This is a genomic window from Streptomyces sp. NPDC059169, from assembly GCF_042755225.1.
Lineage (GTDB): Bacteria > Actinomycetota > Actinomycetes > Streptomycetales > Streptomycetaceae > Streptomyces.
Genome location: NZ_JBHZCF010000001.1, coordinates 771,275 through 791,033 on the forward strand (window position 1 = coordinate 771,275; position 19,759 = coordinate 791,033).

At 69.7% G+C, this 19,759-nt stretch carries 19 protein-coding genes; 2 read left to right on the forward strand and 17 right to left on the reverse strand.

All coding sequences use genetic code 11. From position 1 onward, the window contains the following. Positions 1–8 precede the first annotated feature (8 nt). From nuoK to ACFXOM_RS03500, 11 genes are all read right to left on the reverse strand, one after another. Entirely contained in the window at positions 9–308 is a 300-nt protein-coding gene (gene nuoK / locus ACFXOM_RS03450) for an NADH-quinone oxidoreductase subunit NuoK (protein WP_384935042.1), read from the reverse strand. Then, a complete protein-coding gene (locus ACFXOM_RS03455) occupies positions 305–1,156 on the reverse strand; it encodes an NADH-quinone oxidoreductase subunit J (protein ID WP_384935039.1) in 852 nt (283 codons plus the stop codon). Before ACFXOM_RS03455 ends, nuoK begins: the two co-directional genes overlap by 4 nt. Beyond that, on the reverse strand, positions 1,153–1,773 hold the full coding sequence (gene nuoI, locus ACFXOM_RS03460; RefSeq protein WP_384935036.1) for an NADH-quinone oxidoreductase subunit NuoI: 621 nt from the start codon (positions 1,771–1,773) through the stop codon (positions 1,153–1,155). Before nuoI ends, ACFXOM_RS03455 begins: the two co-directional genes overlap by 4 nt. Continuing rightward, the gene (nuoH, locus tag ACFXOM_RS03465; RefSeq protein WP_384935034.1) at positions 1,766–3,136 is read right to left on the reverse strand and encodes an NADH-quinone oxidoreductase subunit NuoH; all 1,371 of its coding nucleotides are present in this window, start codon (positions 3,134–3,136) and stop codon (positions 1,766–1,768) included. Before nuoH ends, nuoI begins: the two co-directional genes overlap by 8 nt. Next, complete coding sequence (locus tag ACFXOM_RS03470; RefSeq protein WP_385036832.1) at positions 3,133–5,682, reverse strand: NADH-quinone oxidoreductase subunit G; 2,550 nt, start codon at positions 5,680–5,682, stop codon at positions 3,133–3,135. Before ACFXOM_RS03470 ends, nuoH begins: the two co-directional genes overlap by 4 nt. 76 nt (positions 5,683–5,758) lie before the next feature. Next, positions 5,759–7,135: an NADH-quinone oxidoreductase subunit NuoF gene (gene nuoF / locus ACFXOM_RS03475; protein ID WP_384935028.1), complete on the reverse strand. Its 1,377-nt coding sequence runs from the start codon at positions 7,133–7,135 to the stop codon at positions 5,759–5,761. Next, entirely contained in the window at positions 7,135–7,941 is an 807-nt protein-coding gene (gene nuoE, locus ACFXOM_RS03480) for an NADH-quinone oxidoreductase subunit NuoE (protein WP_385036881.1), read from the reverse strand. Before nuoE ends, nuoF begins: the two co-directional genes overlap by 1 nt. Positions 7,942–7,958: 17 nt before the next feature. Then, on the reverse strand, positions 7,959–9,227 hold the full coding sequence (locus tag ACFXOM_RS03485; RefSeq protein ID WP_384935026.1) for an NADH-quinone oxidoreductase subunit D: 1,269 nt from the start codon (positions 9,225–9,227) through the stop codon (positions 7,959–7,961). A 155-nt stretch (positions 9,228–9,382) separates the two neighbouring features. Further along, positions 9,383–10,111: an NADH-quinone oxidoreductase subunit C gene (locus ACFXOM_RS03490; RefSeq protein ID WP_384935023.1), complete on the reverse strand. Its 729-nt coding sequence runs from the start codon at positions 10,109–10,111 to the stop codon at positions 9,383–9,385. 157 nt (positions 10,112–10,268) lie between these two features. Continuing rightward, on the reverse strand, positions 10,269–10,823 hold the full coding sequence (locus ACFXOM_RS03495; protein WP_003998928.1) for an NADH-quinone oxidoreductase subunit B family protein: 555 nt from the start codon (positions 10,821–10,823) through the stop codon (positions 10,269–10,271). 19 nt (positions 10,824–10,842) lie between these two features. After that, on the reverse strand, positions 10,843–11,202 hold the full coding sequence (locus tag ACFXOM_RS03500) for an NADH-quinone oxidoreductase subunit A (protein WP_384935021.1): 360 nt from the start codon (positions 11,200–11,202) through the stop codon (positions 10,843–10,845). A gap of 691 nt (positions 11,203–11,893) precedes the next feature. On the opposite strand from ACFXOM_RS03500, the gene ACFXOM_RS03505 reads away from it, so the two are divergent. Further along, positions 11,894–12,685 carry a C40 family peptidase gene (locus tag ACFXOM_RS03505; protein WP_384935018.1) on the forward strand — a complete coding sequence of 264 codons (792 nt, stop codon included), beginning with the start codon at positions 11,894–11,896 and terminating at the stop codon, positions 12,683–12,685. A 396-nt stretch (positions 12,686–13,081) separates the two neighbouring features. On the opposite strand, the gene ACFXOM_RS03510 is transcribed toward ACFXOM_RS03505, so the two are convergent. Next, on the reverse strand, positions 13,082–14,371 hold the full coding sequence (locus ACFXOM_RS03510) for a geranylgeranyl reductase family protein (RefSeq protein ID WP_384935016.1): 1,290 nt from the start codon (positions 14,369–14,371) through the stop codon (positions 13,082–13,084). A 99-nt stretch (positions 14,372–14,470) separates the two neighbouring features. Between ACFXOM_RS03510 and ACFXOM_RS03515 the strand changes: the two genes are divergently transcribed. After that, on the forward strand, positions 14,471–14,983 hold the full coding sequence (locus ACFXOM_RS03515; protein ID WP_384935013.1) for a GNAT family N-acetyltransferase: 513 nt from the start codon (positions 14,471–14,473) through the stop codon (positions 14,981–14,983). On the opposite strand, the gene ACFXOM_RS03520 is transcribed toward ACFXOM_RS03515, so the two are convergent. The 5 genes from ACFXOM_RS03520 to mqnC form a co-directional block, all read right to left on the reverse strand. Next, positions 14,973–15,758, reverse strand: coding sequence for a hypothetical protein (locus ACFXOM_RS03520; protein WP_384935010.1), 786 nt, complete (start codon positions 15,756–15,758; stop codon positions 14,973–14,975). The two genes, ACFXOM_RS03515 and ACFXOM_RS03520, sit on opposite strands and share 11 nt — an antisense overlap. 274 nt (positions 15,759–16,032) lie before the next feature. Continuing rightward, a complete protein-coding gene (locus ACFXOM_RS03525) occupies positions 16,033–16,944 on the reverse strand; it encodes a glutaminase (RefSeq protein ID WP_384935008.1) in 912 nt (303 codons plus the stop codon). Positions 16,945–16,957: 13 nt separating this feature from the next. Then, complete coding sequence (locus ACFXOM_RS03530) at positions 16,958–17,659, reverse strand: demethylmenaquinone methyltransferase (RefSeq protein ID WP_384935005.1); 702 nt, start codon at positions 17,657–17,659, stop codon at positions 16,958–16,960. A 157-nt stretch (positions 17,660–17,816) separates the two neighbouring features. Further along, the gene (locus ACFXOM_RS03535) at positions 17,817–18,470 is read right to left on the reverse strand and encodes a hypothetical protein (RefSeq protein WP_384935002.1); all 654 of its coding nucleotides are present in this window, start codon (positions 18,468–18,470) and stop codon (positions 17,817–17,819) included. A 7-nt stretch (positions 18,471–18,477) separates the two neighbouring features. Next, positions 18,478–19,677 carry a cyclic dehypoxanthinyl futalosine synthase gene (gene mqnC, locus ACFXOM_RS03540; protein ID WP_385036834.1) on the reverse strand — a complete coding sequence of 400 codons (1,200 nt, stop codon included), beginning with the start codon at positions 19,675–19,677 and terminating at the stop codon, positions 18,478–18,480. Positions 19,678–19,759: the final 82 nt, after the last annotated feature.

Sequence of the window (19,759 nt, forward strand, 5' to 3'; positions counted from 1 at the left end):
GCGACCCCTTACAGCTTCATCAGACTGGCGTCGTCGACCGAGGCCGAGTGGCGGGAGCGGAACAGCAACACGATGATCGCGAGCCCGACCACGACCTCCGCCGCGGCGACGACCATCGTGAAGAAGGCGAAGATCTGCCCGTCGAGGTTGCCGTGCATCCGGGAGAACGTGACGAACGCCAGGTTGCACGCGTTGAGCATCAGCTCGATGCACATGAAGACCACGATCGCGTTGCGCCGGATCAGCACACCGGCGGCGCCGATGGTGAACAACAGAGCTGCGAGATAGAGGTAGTTGACCGGATTCACCGTGTGACCTCCTGTCCGTCGCGCTGACCGCCGAGCAGTCCGTTCCGCTCGTCTCGGCCGAGGCGCTCCTCGGAACGCCGCTCCAGCACCTTCAGGTCGTTCAGCGCCTCCCCGGACACGTCGCGGAGCTGACCGCGTTCCTGCAGCGTCTTGCTCACGGTGAGCTGGGACGGGGTGCCGTCCGGGAGGAGGCCGGCGATGTCCACCGCGTTGTGCCGGGCGTAGACCCCGGGCGCGGGCAGCGGCGGGAGGTGCTTGCCCTCGCGCACCCGCTGCTCGGCCAGCTCGCGCTGGGTCCTGGCACGCTCGGTGCGCTCACGGTGGGTGAGGACCATCGCGCCCACGGCGGCCGAGATCAGCAGCGCGCCGGTGAGCTCGAAGGCGAAGACGTACTTGGTGAAGATCAGCGCGGCGAGGCCTTCGACGTTTCCGCTCGCATTGGCCCGACCCAGGCCGACGAACGAGTCGGGGGTCAACGCCGCGTGGCCGATGCCGGCGATCAGCAGGACACCGAAGCCGAGCCCGCAGAGGGCCGCCCACCAACGCTGGCCCTTCAACGTCTCCTTGAGGGAGTCCGCCGCCGTCACGCCGACGAGCATGACGACGAAGAGGAACAGCATCATGATCGCGCCGGTGTAGACGACGATCTGGACGACGCCCAGGAAGTACGCGCCGTTGGCCAGGTAGAACACCGCCAGGATGATCATCGTCCCGGCAAGCGACAGTGCGCTGTGCACCGCCTTCTTCATCAGGATCGTGCTCAGCGCGCCGATGACGGCGACGGTGCCGAGCACCCAGAACTGGACGGCCTCGCCAGTCGAGGCCGCGGCGGCGAGTGAGGTGCTCATGCGTCGACCTCCCCGCCCACGACCGCGCCGGAGGAGTCCTCGGACGGCTGCTGCTCGCCTTGGGAGACCGCGACCTGGCGCTCCGTGCCGGGCGCCGCCCCGGTGATCCGGCCCCGGTAGTAGTCCTGTTCGTCCGTGCCGGGGTAGATCGCGTGCGGGGTGTCGACCATGCCCGGTTCGAGGCCCGCGAGGAGCTGTTCCTTGGTGTAGATCAGGTTCTCGCGCGAGCTGTCGGCCAGTTCGAACTCGTTGGTCATCGTGAGCGCCCGGGTCGGGCAGGCCTCGATGCACAATCCGCACAAGATGCAGCGGGCGTAGTTGATCTGGTAGACGCGGCCGTAGCGCTCTCCGGGCGAGTAACGCTCCTCGTCCGTGTTGTCGGCACCCTCCACGTAGATGGCGTCGGCAGGGCAGGCCCATGCGCACAGCTCGCAGCCGACGCACTTCTCCAGCCCGTCCGGGTGCCGGTTGAGCTGGTGCCTGCCGTGGAAGCGCGGCGCCGTCGTCTTCTGCTGCTCCGGATACTGCTCCGTCAGCCGCTTCTTGAACATGGCCTTGAAGGTCACGCCGAAGCCGGCCACCGGATTCTGGAACGAGCTCCCGGATTCCTCAGACACCGTCAGCCTCCTTTCCGTCCCGAGGACCGTCACTGTCAGTACTGGGCCCGCCGCTCACCATCAGTTCGTGGTCACGCCGCGGACGCCTGCGCGGCACCGGCGGCAACTCCTGGCCGGGCAGCGGCGGCACGGGGTACCCACCCGCCATCGGGTCGAACGCCGCGGCAGGCGGTTGCTGCGGGGCCGCCGCGGGTTCCTTCTTGCCTCGGAAGACGTCGACCAGGATGGAGAGCAGCAGGACCACCAGGACGGCCCCGCCGACGTACAGCACGATCTGGCTGAAGTCCCGGCCCTCGTTGCGCAGCGCCCGTACGGTCGCGACGAGCATCAGCCACACGACCGAGACCGGGATGAGGACCTTCCACCCGAGCTTCATCAGCTGGTCGTAGCGGACGCGCGGGAGCGTGCCTCGCAGCCAGATGAAGAAGAACAGCAACAACTGGACCTTGATGACGAACCAGAGCATGGGCCACCAGCCGTGGTTCGCGCCCTCCCAGAAGGTGCTGATCGGGTACGGGGCGCGCCACCCGCCGAGGAAGAGGGTGACGGTCACGGCGGAGACGGTGACCATGTTGACGTACTCGGCGAGCATGAAGAGGGCGAACTTGATCGACGAGTACTCGGTGTTGAAGCCGCCGACCAGGTCGCCCTCGGACTCCGGCATGTCGAACGGCGCGCGGTTGGTCTCGCCCACCATCGTCACGATGTAGATCAGGAATGAGACCGGCAGCAGCAGTACGTACCAGCGGTCCGCCTGCGCCTCGACGATCGCCGAGGTCGACATCGACCCGGAGTAGAGGAAGACGGAGGCGAACGCCGCGCCCATGGCGATCTCGTACGAGATCATCTGCGCGCACGAGCGCAGTCCCCCGAGCAGCGGGTACGTCGAGCCGGAGGACCATCCGGCGAGCACGATGCCGTAGATGCCGACCGAGGCCACGGCCAGGATGTAGAGCATCGCGATCGGCAGGTCGGTCAGCTGCATCGTGGTGCGCTGGCCGAAGATCGAGACCTCGTTGCCGGCCGGGCCGAACGGGATGACGGCGATGGCCATGAACGCGGGGATCGCGGCGACGATCGGCGCGAGGACATAGACGACCTTGTCCGCGCGCTTGACGATCACGTCCTCCTTGAGCATCAGCTTGACGCCGTCCGCGAGGGACTGGAGGAGGCCCCAGGGGCCGTGCCGGTTGGGGCCGATCCGCAGCTGCATCCACGCGACGACCTTGCGCTCCCAGACGATGGAGAAGAGCACGGTCAGCATCAGGAACGCGAAGCAGAAGACCGCCTTGACGACGACCAGCCACCAGGGGTCCCGGCCGAACAGCGAGAGGTCCTCGGCTGCGAGGAGGGTCGGGTTCACGCGCGCACCTCCGGTACGTCGTCGCCTGCGTCGGTGGTCGGACCGCCGACGGCGGCCGGGCCGATGCGGACCAGGTGGCCGGGCACCGCGCCGGTGTCGCTCAACACCCCGCCGCCCGTCGAATTGAGCGGCAGCCAGACCACGCGGTCGGGCATCTCCGTCACCTGTAGCGGGAGTTCCACCCGGCCGGCCGGCCCGGTGACGGCGAGCAGGCCGCCGTCCTTGACTCCCGCCTCGACCGCGGTGGCGGAGGAGACCCGGGCGACCGCCGCGTGCCGGGTGCCGGCCAGTGCTTCGTCGCCCTCCTGCAGCAGCCCCTGGTCGAGCAGGAGCCGGTGTCCCGCGAGCACCGCCTCGCCGTTGCCCGGGCGGGGCAGCGGACGGGCGGACTCCTCGGGCGCGGACGCCCGGGTACCGTTCCATCCACCGAGCCGGTCCATCTCGCGCCGCACGGACCGCAGGTCCGGGAGCGCCAGGTGCACGTCGAGGGCGTCGGCGAGCATGTGCAGCACCCGGGCGTCCGAGGGCGGCAGGGTGCGGGTCATCTGGTCCGGCTTCAGCGCCGCCTCGAAGAACCGTGCCCGTCCTTCCCAGTTGAGGAAGGTGCCCGGCTTCTCCGGTACGGCCGCCACGGGGAAGACGACGTCGGCCCGAGCGGTGACCTCGGTGGGCCGCAGCTCCAGCGAGACGAGGAATCCGACGGAGTCGAGCGCCTCGCGCGCCCGGGCGGGATGGGGCAGGTCGGCCACTTCGACGCCCGCGACGACCAGGGCTGCGAGCTCACCGCCCGCCGCGGCCTCGACGATCTGTCCTGTGTCGCGGCCGTAGCGGTGCGGCAGTTCGCGCACGCCCCAGGCCGCGGCGGTCTCCTCGCGGGCCCGCGGGTCGGTGGCGGGGCGCCCCCCGGGCAGCAGGGACGGCAGAGCGCCCGCCTCGACCGCTCCCCGCTCGCCGGCCCGGCGCGGGATCCACACCAGTGCGGCTCCCGTCGCCGCGGCGGCCCGCACCGCCGCCGTCAGGGCGCCGGGCACTCCGGCCGTCCGCTCCCCGACGACGATCACGGCTCCCTGCGCACGCAACGCGCGGGCGGCGGCGGCGCCCTCGCCGTCGAGTCCGGTGTCCGCGGCGAGCGCGTTCAACCACTCGGTCTCCGTGCCGGGAGCTGCGGGCAGCAGCACCCCCCGGACCTTGGCGAGTCCCCGCGTGGCGTGCGTGGCGAGCGCGAACGTCTGCTGGCCGTGCTTCCGGGCTGCCTTGCGCAACCGCAGGAAGACGCCGGGTGCCTCTTCCTCCGACTCGAAGCCCACGAGCAGCACCGTGGGAGCCTTCTCCAAGGAGGCATAGGTGACGCCCCTGCTCCCTGGGACGGCCTCGTCCGGGGAGCTCCCGAGGTCCCGGCCGCGGCCCGCCACCACGGACGCCAGGAAGTCGGTCTCCTCGGCGGAATGCGCGCGCGCCCGGAAGTCGATGTCGTTGGTACCGAGGGCGATACGGGCGAACTTGGCGTACGCGTAGGCGTCCTCGACGGTGAGTCGTCCGCCGGTCAGCACCGCCGCCCGGCCGTGTGCCGCGGCCAGCCCGGAGGCCGCGGCCTGGAGGGCCTCCGGCCAGCTCGCCGGTTCCAACTCGCCCGTCTCCCCGTTCCGCACCAGCGGGGTGGTGAGACGGTCGCGCTGCTGGGCGTAGCGGAAGGCGAACCGCCCCTTGTCGCAGATCCACTCCTCGTTGACCTCGGGGTCCTCGGCAGCGAGCCGCCGCATGACCTTGCCGCGCCGGTGGTCGGTGCGGGTCGCGCAGCCGCCCGCGCAGTGCTCGCACACCGAGGGGGAGGACACGAGGTCGAAGGGCCGGGAGCGGAAGCGGTACGCCGCCGAGGTCAGCGCGCCCACGGGGCAGATCTGGATGGTGTTCCCGGAGAAGTACGACTCGAAGGGGTCGCCCTCGCCGGTGCCGACCTGCTGGAGGGCCCCGCGTTCCAGCAGTTCGATCATCGGGTCCCCGGCGATCTGCTGGGAGAAGCGGGTGCAGCGGGCGCACAGCACGCAGCGCTCCCGGTCGAGCAGCACCTGCGTCGAGATGTTGACCGGCTTCTGGTAGGTGCGCTTCCTGCCGTCGAAGCGGGACTCGGCCTGACCGTGGGAGAGCGCCTGGTTCTGCAGGGGGCACTCACCGCCCTTGTCACAGACCGGGCAGTCCAGCGGGTGGTTGATGAGCAGCAGTTCCATCACGCCCTTCTGCGCCTTCTCGGCGACGGGCGAGGTGAGCTGCGACCTGACGACCATGCCGTCGGTGCAGGTGATGGTGCAGGAGGCCATCGGCTTGCGCTGGCCCTCCACCTCGACGATGCACTGCCTACAGGCACCGGCCGGGTCGAGGAGGGGGTGGTCGCAGAACCTGGGGATCTCGATGCCCAGCTGTTCGGCGGCGCGGATGACCAGCGTGCCCTTGGGCACGGAGATCTCGATGCCGTCGATGGTGAGGCTGACGAGGTCCTCCGGCGGTACAGCGGTGCCGCCGCCCGCGGCGGTGGACTCGGTGACGGTCATGCCTCCACCTCCGTCCGCGGTGCGGGGCGGCCTGCGGCGGCGAGGCCGCGGCCGGAGCTCGGCGCGTGCGCCACAGTCATGCGGACACCTCCAGGTCCTTGTCGGCCCAGGCCGTGGACATCGCGGGGTCGAAGGGGCAGCCCTTGCCCCTGATGTGCTGCTCGTACTCGTCGCGGAAGTACTTCAGCGACGAGAAGATCGGCGAGGCGGCGCCGTCCCCGAGGGCGCAGAACGACTTGCCGTTGATGTTGTCGGCGATGTCGTTGAGCTTGTCGAGGTCGTCCATGACTCCCTTGCCGGCTTCGATGTCGCGCAGCAACTGGACGAGCCAGTACGTGCCTTCGCGGCAGGGGGTGCACTTGCCGCACGACTCGTGGGCGTAGAACTCGGTCCAGCGGGTGACGGCCCGTACGACGCAGGTCGTCTCGTCGAAGCACTGGAGGGCCTTGGTGCCGAGCATCGACCCGGCGGCTCCGACGGCTTCGTAGTCGAGCGGGACGTCGAGGTGCTCGTCGGTGAACATCGGAGTGGAGGAGCCGCCCGGCGTCCAGAACTTCAGCCGATGGCCCGGCCGCATGCCGCCACTGATGTCCAGCAGTTGGCGCAGCGTCACACCGAGGGGGGCTTCGTACTGGCCGGGGTTCGCGACGTGGCCGCTCAGCGAGTAGAGCGTGAAGCCCGGTGACTTCTCGCTCCCCATCGAACGGAACCAGTCCTTGCCACGGTTGAGGATCGCGGGAACCGACGCGATGGACTCGACGTTGTTCACCACGGTGGGGCACGCGTACAGACCGGCGACCGCGGGGAAGGGGGGGCGCAGCCGGGGCTGGCCGCGCCTGCCTTCCAGGGAGTCGAGCAGTGCCGTCTCCTCACCGCAGATGTACGCGCCCGCGCCCGCGTGAACGGTGAGCTCCAGATCGAGTCCGCTGCCCAGGATGTCCTTGCCCAGGTAGCCGGCCTCGTAGGCCTCGCGCACCGCCTGGTGCAGCCTGCGCAGGACCGGGACGACCTCGCCGCGCAGGTAGATGAAGGCGTGTGACGACCGGATCGCGTAGCAGGCGATCACGATGCCCTCGATGAGGGAGTGCGGGTTGGCGAAGAGGAGGGGGATGTCCTTGCAGGTACCGGGTTCCGACTCGTCGGCGTTGACCACCAGGTAGTGGGGCTTGCCGTCGCCCTGCGGGATGAACTGCCACTTCATGCCGGTGGGGAAGCCCGCGCCGCCGCGGCCGCGCAGACCGGAGTCCTTGACGTAGGCGATCAGGTCGTCCGGGGCCATCGCAAGGGCCTTGCGGAGTCCTTCGTAGCCGTCGTGGCTGCGGTAGGTCTCCAGCGTCCAGGACTCGGGCTGGTCCCAGAAGGAGGACAGCACGGGAACGAGGAGCTTCTCGGCGCTCGTCTCTCCCCCGGCCTCCGGCCGGGTGGTGCCGCCGTACTCGGTCGACACGGCCATCACTCCCCCTCCTCCGATACCGGCCCCGCGGGGTGCGAGGGGTCCGATGCGGACGTCGCTTGCGGTGCGTCGTGGGAACTCGGGTGCCCGGCCGGTGGCTCGCCCTTGGGGACCTTGCCCCGCGGGTGGACCACGCGCGGATGGGCCGCCTCGCCCTTGGCCAGGCGCAGGCCGATCAGGGAGGCCGGACCCGCTCCGCCGGTTGCTTCGACGGCACCCGGGCGCTCGTCGGGGAAGCCCGCGAGGACGCGTGCGGTCTCCTTGAAGGTGCACAGGGGGGCGCCGCGGGTGGGCTTGACGGTCCGGCCGGCCCGCAGGTCGTCGACGAGCCGGCGGGCCGACTCTGGCGTCTGGTTGTCGAAGAACTCCCAGTTGACCATCACGACCGGCGCGAAGTCGCAGGCCGCGTTGCACTCGATGTGCTCGAGGGTGATCGCGCCGTCGTCGGTGGTCCCGTCGTTGCCGACCCCGAGGTGCTCCTGGAGTTCCGCGAAGATCGCGTCGCCGCCCATCACTGCGCAGAGCGTGTTGGTGCAGACACCGACCTGGTAGTCGCCCGAGGGCTTCCGCCGGTACATGGTGTAGAAGGTGGCGACCGCCGTGACCTCGGCCGTCGTCAGGCCCAGCACCTCGGCGCAGAACCGCATGCCGGTACGGGAGACGAAGCCTTCCTCCGCCTGCACCAGGTGCAGCAGCGGGAGCAGCGCGGACCGGCTGTCGGGGTAGCGGCCGATGACCTCCTGGGCGTCGGCTTCGAGCCGGGCGCGTACATCGGCCGGAAAATCGGGGGCGGGGAGCTGGGGCATCCCCAAGCTGACGTCTGTCACCGGTCGACGCCTCCCATCACGGGGTCGATGGACGCGACGGCGACGATGACGTCGGCGACCTGGCCGCCCTCGCACATCGCCGCCATGGCCTGCAGGTTGGTGAACGACGGGTCGCGGAAGTGGACCCGGTAGGGGCGGGTGCCACCGTCGGAGACGACGTGGACGCCGAGCTCGCCCTTGGGCGATTCGACGGCGGTGTACGCCTGTCCTGCGGGGACCCGGAATCCCTCGGTCACCAGCTTGAAGTGGTGGATCAGGGCTTCCATGGACGTGCCCATGATCTTCTTGATGTGGTCGAGCGAGTTGCCGAGGCCGTCCGGCCCGAGCGCGAGCTGCGCGGGCCAGGCGATCTTCTTGTCGGCGACCATCACCGGACCGGGCTCCAGCCGGTCCAGGCACTGTTCGATGATCCGCAGCGACTGGCGCATCTCTTCCAGGCGGATCAGGAATCGGCCGTACGCGTCACAGGTGTCGGCGGTGGGGACGTCGAACTCGTAGTCCTCGTAGCCGCAGTAGGGATCCGTCTTGCGCAGGTCGTGGGGCAGGCCGGTGGCGCGCAGGATCGGGCCGGTCGCGCCGAGCGCCATGCACCCGGCGAGGTCGAGGTAGCCGATGTCCTGCATCCGGGCTTTGAAGATCGGATTACCGGTGGCGAGCTTGTCGTACTCCGGGAGGTTCTTCGTCATCTTCTTCACGAACTCGCGGATCTGGTCCACGGCGCCCGGCGGGAGGTCCTGGGCGAGACCGCCGGGACGGATGTACGCGTGGTTCATCCGCAGACCGGTGATCAGTTCGTAGATGTCGAGGATCAGCTCGCGGTCACGGAAGCCGTAGATCATGACGGTGGTGGCGCCGAGCTCCATGCCGCCGGTGGCGATGCACACCAGGTGCGAGGAGAGCCGGTTGAGCTCCATCAGCAGGACGCGGATGACGCTCGCTCGGTCCGGGACCTGGTCCTCGATGCCGAGCAGCTTCTCGACCGCGAGGCAGTACGCCGTCTCGTTGAAGAACGGCGTCAGGTAGTCCATGCGCGTGACGAAGGTCGTGCCCTGCGTCCACGTGCGGTACTCGAGGTTCTTCTCGATCCCGGTGTGCAGGTAGCCGATGCCGCAACGGGCTTCGGTGACGGTCTCCCCCTCGATCTCCAGGATCAGGCGGAGCACTCCATGGGTGGAGGGGTGCTGCGGACCCATGTTGACGACGATGCGCTCGTCGTCGGCCTTGGCCGCGGTCTGCACGACCTCGTCCCAGTCTCCACCGGTCACCGTGTAGACGGTTCCTTCGGTGGTCTCGCGGGAACTGGCCTGCGTCCCGGAGGGACCCGATGAGGGGTGGTGGCCGGGAGACGACTGAGAACTGGCCTGCGTCCCGGAGGGACCCGATGAGGGGTGGTGGCCGGGAGACGGGTGGGCTGATGAGCTCACGAGTACGACCTCCGCTGGTCCGGAGCCGGGATCTGGGCACCCTTGTACTCGACGGCGATGCCGCCGAGCGGGTAGTCCTTGCGCTGGGGATGGCCCTGCCAGTCGTCCGGCATCATGATCCGGGTCAGGGCCGGGTGGCCGTCGAAGACCAGGCCGAAGAAGTCGTAGGTCTCGCGCTCGTGCCAGTCGTTCGTCGGGTAGACCCCGACCAGGGACGGGACCCGCGGGTCCGTCTCGGGGGCACTGACCTCCAGGCGGATCAACCGGCCGTGGGTGATCGACCGCAGGTGGTAGACGGCGCGCAGCTCGCGGCCCTTGTCGCCGGGGTAGTGGACACCGCTCACCCCGGTACAGAGCTCGAAGCGGAGGGCCGGGTCGTCGCGAAGGGTCCTGGCGACGCGGACGAGGTGCTCACGGGCGATGTGGAAGGTGAGTTCGCCGCGGTCGACGACGGTCTTCTCGATCGCGTTGGCGGGCAGCAGGTCCTGTTCTTCCAGGGCGCCCTCCAGTTCGTCGGCGACGTCGTCGAACCAGCCGCCGTACGGACGGGTCGACGGGCCGGGCAGCCGCACGGAGCGGACGAGGCCCCCGTAACCCGAGGTGTCGCCGCCGCCGTCGGCGCCGAACATGCCGCGCTGGACGCGGATCTCCTCGCCGTGTTCACCGCGCTGACCGGGCAGGTTCTGCTCGCTGAGTTCCTTTTCCGGGTTCGGCTGGTCCGTCACCGCAGCACCTCCCGGGTCACCGGGGCGGTGGTTCCGCCGCACCCGTACGGAGTGGGGAGAGTGCTCCCGGTCCCGCCGCCGTGCCGTGCACGGGCGGACTCCGAAGTCCGCAGCGTGGTGGCCGCTCCGCGGCAGCGGCTGATGTCACGGTCGTCGCTCACCGCAGCAGCCCCTTCATCTCGATCGTCGGGAGCGCCTTGAGGGCCGCCTCCTCCGCCTCGCGCGCCGCTTCCTCCGCGTTCACGCCGAGCTTGGAGGTCTGGATCTTCTGGTGGAGCTTGAGGATCGCGTCCATCAGCATCTCCGGGCGCGGGGGACAGCCCGGCAGATAGATGTCAACGGGAACAATGTGGTCAACACCTTGCACAATCGCGTAATTGTTGAACATTCCGCCCGAGGATGCGCAAACCCCCATGGAGATCACCCACTTGGGGTTGGGCATCTGGTCGTAGACCTGCCGAAGGACGGGCGCCATCTTCTGGCTCACCCGCCCGGCGACGATCATCAGGTCCGCCTGCCGCGGCGAGCCGCGGAAGACCTCCATACCGAAGCGGGCCAGGTCGTACCGGCCGGCGCCGGTCGTCATCATTTCGATGGCACAGCAGGCCAGGCCGAAGGTGGCGGGGAAGACCGACGCCTTGCGCACCCAGCCCGCGGCCTGTTCGACGGTGGTCAGCAGGAAACCACTCGGCAGCTTCTCTTCGAGTCCCATTGGTGTGCCCCTCAGCCCCTCAGTCCCATTCCAGGCCGCCGCGCCGCCAGACGTACGCGTACGCGACGAAGACGGTGAGCACGAAGAGCAGCATCTCCACGAGCCCGAAGATCCCCAGAGCGTCGAAGCTGACGGCCCAGGGATAGAGGAAGACGATCTCGATATCGAAGATGATGAAGAGCATCGCCGTCAGGTAGTACTTGATGGGGAAGCGGCCCCCTCCGGCCGGCGTCGGCGTCGGCTCGATCCCGCACTCGTACGCTTCGAGCTTCGCGCGGTTGTAGCGCTTCGGGCCGATGAGCGTGGCCATGACCACGGAGAAGATCGCAAAGCCTGCCGCTAGGGCGCCGAGCACGAGGATGGGCGCGTAGGCATTCACGCTCCTCGCTCCTTCCAGTCGTCCTTGACCGTTGGACCGCACCGGGCTTCCACCTCGCCGCCTCGCGAAGATCACGTACATGTGAGGCAGTTCACAAGCCCGACTGCTCCGCATCCTATGCCCGCTGGTCTGTGATCTGCGACACGGGGTACGCAACGACTTTGTGATCTCCACCACCTGACGAAGGATCATGAAGTCGGATGAGCGGTGATCTTCATACGTGAAGCACACGATCAACTACAAGAAGTGATGATTTTGAGTGTTACCGCTGGTCAGGGAGTTCTCGCACTAGCAGGCCGACACTCGCCGAAGCAAATTCGCGATGGACCGGACCGGGTGATAAAGACCGCCGTCACACGCGAGAGGGAAGATGCGGACGGGAGTGGACGCGTTCACGCGTTCACAAGCGCCCGACACCGCCACCAGTAGTGACCATTCTGTGACCTGCACCACTCCCACCCTGGGCCGAAAAATCAGGGCTTGGCCATCCGTATGAAGCGGTGGTAAGCGGCGGGCAATCCGGACCTTTTTACGAAAGCCCATGATCACGGCCTTGATCACACGTGTCCATTTTGCCCGTTACGGCGTCAATAAAGGCTGCAAGCAAGCGGATTGGGCGCCTCCGGGCGCAACTGTGGCGCAACACACGTTTCTTGAAGGGAACCGCCGAGCCCTGATAGCGGTTGTACCCATGTCCCACACCGCTCACATACGAAGCCACCGGAAGCCCCGGAGAAGCGCCGGCGCCTCCAAGCTCGCGCTCCGCGCCGGAGTTGCCGGTGGCGTCCTCAGCACCATCGCGGTGGCCGGCAGCACCGGGGCGGCATACGCCGAGCCGGTGACCGAGACCATCGAGATGCCCGCGCTCACGTTCGACAGCCCGGCCCTCGCGAGCGCGGTCGAGCGTTCCGTGGAGTCGACGCAGCAGGCCGCCCTGGATCTCGATCTGCAGACCCAGGAGAATGCCGCCGCGGCGAAGGCCGCCAAGGCGGCCAAGAAAGCCAAGGCAGAGGCCGACCGCAAGGCCGAGGCAGAGAAGAAGGCCGAGGAGGCCGCCCGCGCCGAGACGCGCGCCTCCCGCTCCTCCGAGCGGACCACCCTCTCCGCACCCAGCAGCGCCCACGCGTCGGGCTCCGCCGCGACCGTCGTCGCCTTCCTGAAGGCGCAGCTCGGTGATGCGTACGTCATGGGCGCCACCGGCCCCAACTCGTGGGACTGCTCCAGCCTCGTGCAGGCCGCCTTCCGCCAGGTCGGCGTCGACCTGCCCCGCGTCTCCCAGGACCAGTCCGTGGCGGGTACCCAGGTCTCCCTGGACAACGTCCAGGTCGGCGACATCCTCTACTGGGGAGGCGCCGGCTCGGCCTACCACGTCGGCGTCTACATCGGCGACGGCAAGTACCTCGACGCCGCCAACCCCAGCAAGGGCGTCGTCATCCAGGACCTGTCCGGCTATCCGGCCTCGGGCGCGGTGCGCGTGCTCTGACGCCCACCCGGTACCCACGACGAGGGCCGTCGCTCCCCTTCGGGAACGACGGCCCTCGGTCGTCGCCCGACCGCCCGGACTGCTGACGGCCGGGGCCTCGTACGGGCCGGGGACCTCGGACGACGGCTCCTGCGCCCGCCTTCGGGCGGCACGGGGGCTCCGCAGGATGTCGGGGCCACATCGACCGCGGCGGCGGTGCAGAGGTCGGCGTGGTCACCCTCGACCGCGATGCGAACGCCGCCGCCTCGCCGCGCACTATTGACGTGCGCACGATCCAACAAGTCCGCGCCCCCATCGGCTGGTGAGAACGCGCCGGTGGGACCGCCTCGGGTGCGGCGAGCGGAACGGCACCAGGGAGCGGGCGGCCGAGGAGGCCCGGACGCCTCCCCCCCCCACTCAGGCCTTCGGGGCGACCTTCGAGAGTCCGTTGATGATCCTGTCCATCGCGTCGCCACCGGTCGGATCGGTGAGGTTGGCGAGCATCTTCAGCGTGAACTTCATCAGCACCGGGTGGGTCAGACCCCGCTGCGTCGCGATCTTCATGACCTTCGGGTTGCCGATGAGCTTCACGAAGGCGCGGCCGAGCGAGTAGTAGCCGCCGTAGGTGTCCTTGAGGACCTTCGGGTAGTTGCGCAGGGCCAGTTCGCGCTGGGCTGGGGTGGCCCGGGCGTGCGCCTGGACGATCACGTCGGCGGCGATCCTGCCCGACTCCATGGCGTAGGCGATGCCCTCGCCGTTGAACGGGTTGACCAGACCGCCCGCGTCACCGACCAGCAACAGCCCCTTCGTGTAGTGCGGCTGCCGGTTGAAGGCCATCGGGAGCGCGGCACCTCGGATCGGTCCCGTCATGTTCTCGGGTACGTACCCCCAGTCCTCCGGCATCGAGGCGCACCACGCCTTCAGGACCTCGCGCCAGTCGAGCTCCTTGAACGATGCGGAGGTGTTGAGGACGCCGAGACCCACGTTCGACGTCCCGTCGCCCATGCCGAAGATCCAGCCGTAGCCGGGCAGCAGCCGGTCCTCACCCGGGCCGCGCCGGTCCCACAACTCCAGCCAGGACTCGAGATAGTCGTCGTCGTGCCGGGGAGACGTGAAGTACGTCCGTACCGCGACGCCCATCGGTCGGTCCTCGCGACGGTGCAGGCCCATGGCGAGCGAGATCCGGGAGGAGTTTCCGTCGGCGGCGACGACCAGCGGGGCGTGGAAGGTCACCTCGCGCTTGTCCTCGCCCAGCTTGGCGTGGACGCCGGTGATCCGGCCGGTCCTGTCGTCGATGACGGGCGTGCCCACGTTGCAGCGCTCGTACAGCCGTGCGCCCGCCTTCTGTGCCTGCCGGGCCAGCTGCTCGTCGAAGTCGTCCCGCCTGCGGACGAGTCCGTAGTCGGGGTAGCTGGCGAGCTCCGGCCAGTCGAGCTGGAGGCGCACCCCTCCGCCGATGATCCGCAACCCCTTGTTCCGCAGCCATCCGGCCTCTTCGGAGATGTCGATCCCCATCGCCACGAGCTGCTTGGTGGCACGGGGGGTGAGGCCGTCACCGCAGACCTTCTCCCGCGGGAAGGCCGTCTTCTCCAGCAGAAGCACGTCGAGACCGGACTTGGCGAGGTGGTAGGCGGTGGTCGAACCCGCCGGTCCTGCCCCGACGACGATCACATCTGCGGTGTGCTCGGAGGGCGTCGTCTCGGTCACGGCCGGTTCTCCCGAAGACTCGAATTCGCGTGCCAGGCGGCACAGGTCATGTGCAGTCTATGGGTGCGCACCGATCGGCGACCGAAGGGCTCCCTCACGATGACCACAGCGTCTCTCCCCGTCGTTCAGCTCCGCGTGCCCACCGAAGAGGACACCTTCGCCTGGCACCGCGCTTTCGACCACCCGGACGTCATGGAGTTCCACGGAGGCCGGTCCGCCGAGGTGTCCGAGTACGAGGAGCTCACCGCGCGACAGCGCCGACACGACGCGGAACTCGGCTTCTGCCTGTGGACGATGCTCGACGAGGCGGGCCGGGTGCTCGGTTTCACCGGTGCCCAACCGTGGCCGCACGAGTCGTTCGGACCGGTTGGCGAGATCGAGATCGGCTGGCGGCTCGGGCGCGCCCACTGGGGCCGCGGCTATGCGACGGCCGCCGCCGGAATCACCCTCGAACGGGTGCGGGCGGCGGGCGTGCCGTCCGTGGTGGCGATGGTGGACGCCCGCAACGCGCGCTCGATCGCCGTCGCCCGGCGGCTGGGCATGGCACCGGCCGGGAATTTCCCGGTGCCGGACTCGGACCGCACGGCCTGTTGCTTCCGGCTCACCTTGTAGTCCAGGTGGACAAGGCGGTCTCGAAGACCTCCTTCGCGTCGGGCCAGTACAGGTCCCGCTCGGTGAAGTAGATCGCGTACTCGGTGCCGTCCTCGGCGACGTACGACTGGTCGATGCCGTGGATCGTCTCGCCGGACTGGGCGTCCGTGTAGGTGTACTCCCAGATGGCGCCGGGACGGCCGTGGAAGGTGTTCTCCGCCAGTTGCAGCCGGCGGTAGTCGGCGTTCTTCGCGCGGGACTTGGCTTCGATGGTGGTGAGGTTGCCGAGTGAGGTGTACGGGGCGTTGCGGACGACGCCGACGAGGATGTGCGACATCCCGGTGGAGCCTGCATAGGTGATCTGGCCGTTCACCTCCTTCTCCCTTCCCCACACCGAGGGGATGGCGAAGGAGAACCCGGCCGGATCGTCGACGCGCCTGAAGCCGGGAGGAGCGTCCGGGGTGGGAGTCCCCGCGGGCAAGGTGGCGGGGGGCTGCTCCCCGGAGGGCGGCCGGGTCGCGGGGTGCTCCGCCTGCGCCGTGGGCACGGCGGGCGTCACCTGCGACGGCGTGCCGGGGCTCGCCCCGGAGGCGGCCGGGGTCGGTTTCCGGTCGCCCGACTCGGAGGCTGGCGCTCCGTCCTTCAGGAGCATCACGCCCGCCGTCGCGCCGCCGCCGACGAGCAGTGCGGCGGCGAGCGTCCCGGCCCAGAGCCGGACTCGTTTCCGCCGTGCACCGGCGGCTGCCGCGAACGGCTCCGCCGTAGCCACGGGCACCCAGGTGGGGCTGTACGGCACCGGAGGCGGGGTCGGCGCCGACGGGGACGCCGCACGCTGCGCCCACGCCGGGGCGGGAGAGCCGTCCGCCGGGTCGGCCGGTTGCCGCTCACGCCCGCACTGCATGCAGAAGCGAGCCTCGTCCGGGGACGGATTCCCGCAGTACGGGCAGTTCGGCGCCAAGGGGAACTCCAGCGGAAGTGGGCGGTGACGGCGTCAACCGACCCATCTTCCCCGCTGGCCGCCGCCCGTCGACTCGCTTTCCAGGAAGGCGTTTCGCAGCAACCGGAAGTGATCAGAACACCGAGAGGCCGGTCAACGTGGTGAACCTGTCCAGGGCCGCCACTCCTGCCACGGAGTTCCCTCGCGCATCCAGCCCGGGGCTCCAGACGCACAGCGTGCAGCGCCCCGGGACGACCGCGACGATCCCACCGCCCACCCCGCTCTTGCCGGGCAACCCGACGCGGTAGGCGAACTCGCCCGCTGCGTCGTACGTGCCGCACGTGAGCATCACCGCGTTGATCTGCTTCGCCTCGCTGCGGGTGAGCAGCCGGGTGCCGTCCGCGCGCAGCCCGTGACGGGCCAGGAACCGTGCCGCACGGGCCAGGTCGGCGCAGCTCGTCTCGATCGAGCACTGCCAGAAGTAGTGGTCGAGCAGTATCGGAACGGGGTTGGCGATGTTGCCGTACGACGCCATGAAGTGGGCGAGTGCAGCGTTCCGGTCGCCGGTCGCGGACTCCGAACCTGCGACCTCCGCGTCGAAGGCGAGATCGGGATTGCCGCTCTCCTGCCGCAGGAACTCGAGGAGCTCGCTGCTCGCGTCGCCGGTCAGGGTCTGCAGCCGGTCGGTGACCACCAGGGCGCCGGCGTTGATGAACGGGTTCCGCGGGATCCCGTTCTCGTACTCCAGCTGCACCAGCGAGTTGAAGGGGTTGCCGGAGGGCTCCCGGCCCACGCGCTCCCAGAGGCTGTCGCCGCCCAGCGAGAGCGCGAGGGCCAGGGCGAAGACCTTGGTGACAGACTGGGCGGAGAAGGTCCGCTGCCAGTCCCCCACTCCGTGGACCGTGCCGTCGACGTCGGCGATGGCCATGCCGAACTGGTGCGGGTCGACGCTGGCCAGGGCAGGGATGTACTCGGCCGGCGTGCCGGCGCCGACGAGGGGTGCCACGTCGTGTGCGATCTGCTCCAGGATCCCCTGGTAGTCCATGGTGCTGCGGGGCCTATCGGGTGGGGGACTTGGTGCCGCGGTGCAGCGCCACGATCCCGCCGCTCAGGTTCCGCCACGCGACCCTCGACCAGCCGGCCCTCTGCAGGAGCCCGGCGAGTTCGGCCTGCTCGGGCCACGACTGGATCGACTCGGCGAGGTAGACGTACGCGGCGGGGTTCGACGAGACCGCACGCGCCACCGGCGGCAGCGCCCGCATCAGGTACTCCTCGTAGACCGTCCGGAACGGTGCCCAGGTGGGGTGGGAGAACTCGCAGATGACGATCCGCCCGCCGGGCTTCGTCACCCGGTGCAGCTCGCGCAGTGCGGCTTCGGTCTCCTGGACGTTGCGCAGTCCGAAGCTGATCGTCACGGCGTCGAAGGCGTCGTCCTTGAAGGGCAGTCTCGTGGCGTCGCCGGCGGTCAGCGGGAGCCACGGATGGCGCTTCTTGCCCTCGCGCAGCATGCCCAGGGAGAAGTCGCACGGCACCACGTACGCACCGGTGCGGGTGAAGGGCAGCGAGGACGTGCCGGTGCCGGCGGCCAGGTCGAGGACCCTCTCGCCCGGCCTGGCGTCGACCGCACGGGCGACCTCCTTTCGCCAACGCCGGTCCTGGCCCAGGGAGAGCACGTCGTTGGTGAGGTCGTAGTTCGCCGCGACGTCGTCGAACATCGAAGCGACTTCGTGCGGCTGCTTGTCCATGGATGCGCGGGTCACGGCTCCATTGTGCCGGTCGGGCGGAAGGGGAGGCGGGGCAGGGCCCACGGGTCGATCGGGGCGGGAGCGGCGCGCGTGCGGGGGCCCGCCCCGGACACGGCGTCGCCGTCACCCGAAGTGGGCAACCCGCCTCCCGCCGGACGGGGGGCCCGGCGCCCTACTGCCGCCGGAACACCAGACGGCCACCGAGCACGGTCGCCACGCACGCTGACGCGCCGTGCCGGCGCAGCGCCCGTGCGGGCACGTCGTCCGTGGGCACGTCGAAGACGGCGAAGTCGGCCGGGGCACCGGGCTCCAGCTCGCCGCCGAGCACCGCGCCCAGCGGGCGCGCGGCGAGCGGGTCGAGCGACGGGGCACCTTCCGCGCGACCGAGCGGTCGATCCTGTACGCGCAGGCCGGACCGGGCGACCGCCGTCACCACCTCGGGCCGGGTGAAGGGACCGACGACCGCCGTCGTGCCGTGGGCCAGCATGCGCTGCAGCCCCCGCCGGGCACTCGCGCCCCGGCGCACGTCGTCCAGGGCCACGGTCTTGAGGGCCTCGCCGGTCAGCGGCTCGGTACCGAGGAAGTCCGCCTCGCGCGGGTCCGGGTGGTAGGCCGCCTCCAGGAGGACGGCGCCATCGCCGTTCACCAGCCCCGGAACCATCAGTCCCGGCCAGCGGCGCACGCGTGCCCGCGGACGGGCGGCGGCGATCTCGTCGTACCGGCCGAGCGCGACGAGCAGACCGCCGTCCACCGCGACCGCATCGGCGCCGCGGTCGCCCGGCACGGCTGCGCCGAGCAACCGGTCCGCGACGTGGATCGTCAGCACAGCGACGTCAGTTGGCGTTCAGCAGCTTCAGCTCGGGGTGTGCCGTGCCGCCCGCGATCGCCGTCGACGAGATGTGCGAGGCGACGCGCTCGTCGAGCGGGTCGTTCGCCGGGTCCTCGTGCACCACGATGTGCTCGTAGGTCGTCGTCCGCTGCGCCGGCACCCGGTCCGCCTTGCGGATCAGGTCGATGATCTCCTGCCGGTTGGAGCGGTGCTTGGCGCCCGCCGAGGAGACGACGTTCTCCTCCAGCATGATCGAGCCCAGGTCGTCGGCGCCGTAGTGCAGCGACAGCTGGCCGATCTCCTTGCCGGTGGTGAGCCACGACCCCTGGATGTGCGCCACGTTGTCCAGGAAGATCCGGGCGATCGCGATCATCCGCAGGTACTCGAAGATCGTCGCCTGGGTCTGCCCCTTCAGGTGGTTGTTCTCCGGCTGGTAGGTGTACGGGATGAAGGCCCGGAAGCCGCCCGTGCGGTCCTGGACGTCGCGGATCATCCGGATGTGCTCGATGCGCTCCGCGTTGGTCTCGCCGGTGCCCATGAGCATCGTGGAGGTGGACTCGACGCCCAGCCGGTGCGCCACTTCCATGATCTCCAGCCAGCGCTCGCCGGACTCCTTCAGCGGTGCGATGGCCTTGCGGGCCCGCGCCGGCAGCAGTTCGGCGCCTGCACCCGCGAAGGAGTCGAGTCCGGCGGAGTGGATCCGCTGGATCGCCTCCTCGACACAAACCCCGGAGATCCGGGCCATGTGCTCCACCTCGGAGGCGCCCAGGGAGTGGATGACCAGTTGGGGGAAGTCCTTCTTGATGGCGGCGAAGTGCTCTTCGTAGTACTCCACGCCGTAGTCGGGGTGGTGCCCGCCCTGGAACATGATCTGCGTGCCGCCCAGCTCGACGGTCTCGGCGCAGCGCCGCAGGATGTCGTCGAGGTCGCGGGTCCACCCCTTGGCGGTGTCCTTCGGCGGCGCGTAGAAGGCACAGAACTTGCACGCCGTCACGCACACGTTGGTGTAATTGATGTTGCGCTCGATGATGTACGTGGCGATGTGCTCGGTGCCCGCGTAGCGACGGCGGCGGATCGCGTCGGCCGCCGTGCCCAGCGCGTGCAGCGGAGCGTGGCGGTAGAGGTCCAGCGCCTCCTCCGCGGTGATCCGCCCGCCCTCGGCGGCACGGTCCAGGACGGACTGAAGGTCGGCCTTCTGGGTCACCGGGAGTCACCTTTCGGCGGTGTTTGCAGGGCTGTGCACGGCCGGTCCAGCCTACGACAGCCGTGCCGGCCGCCTGGCGGTC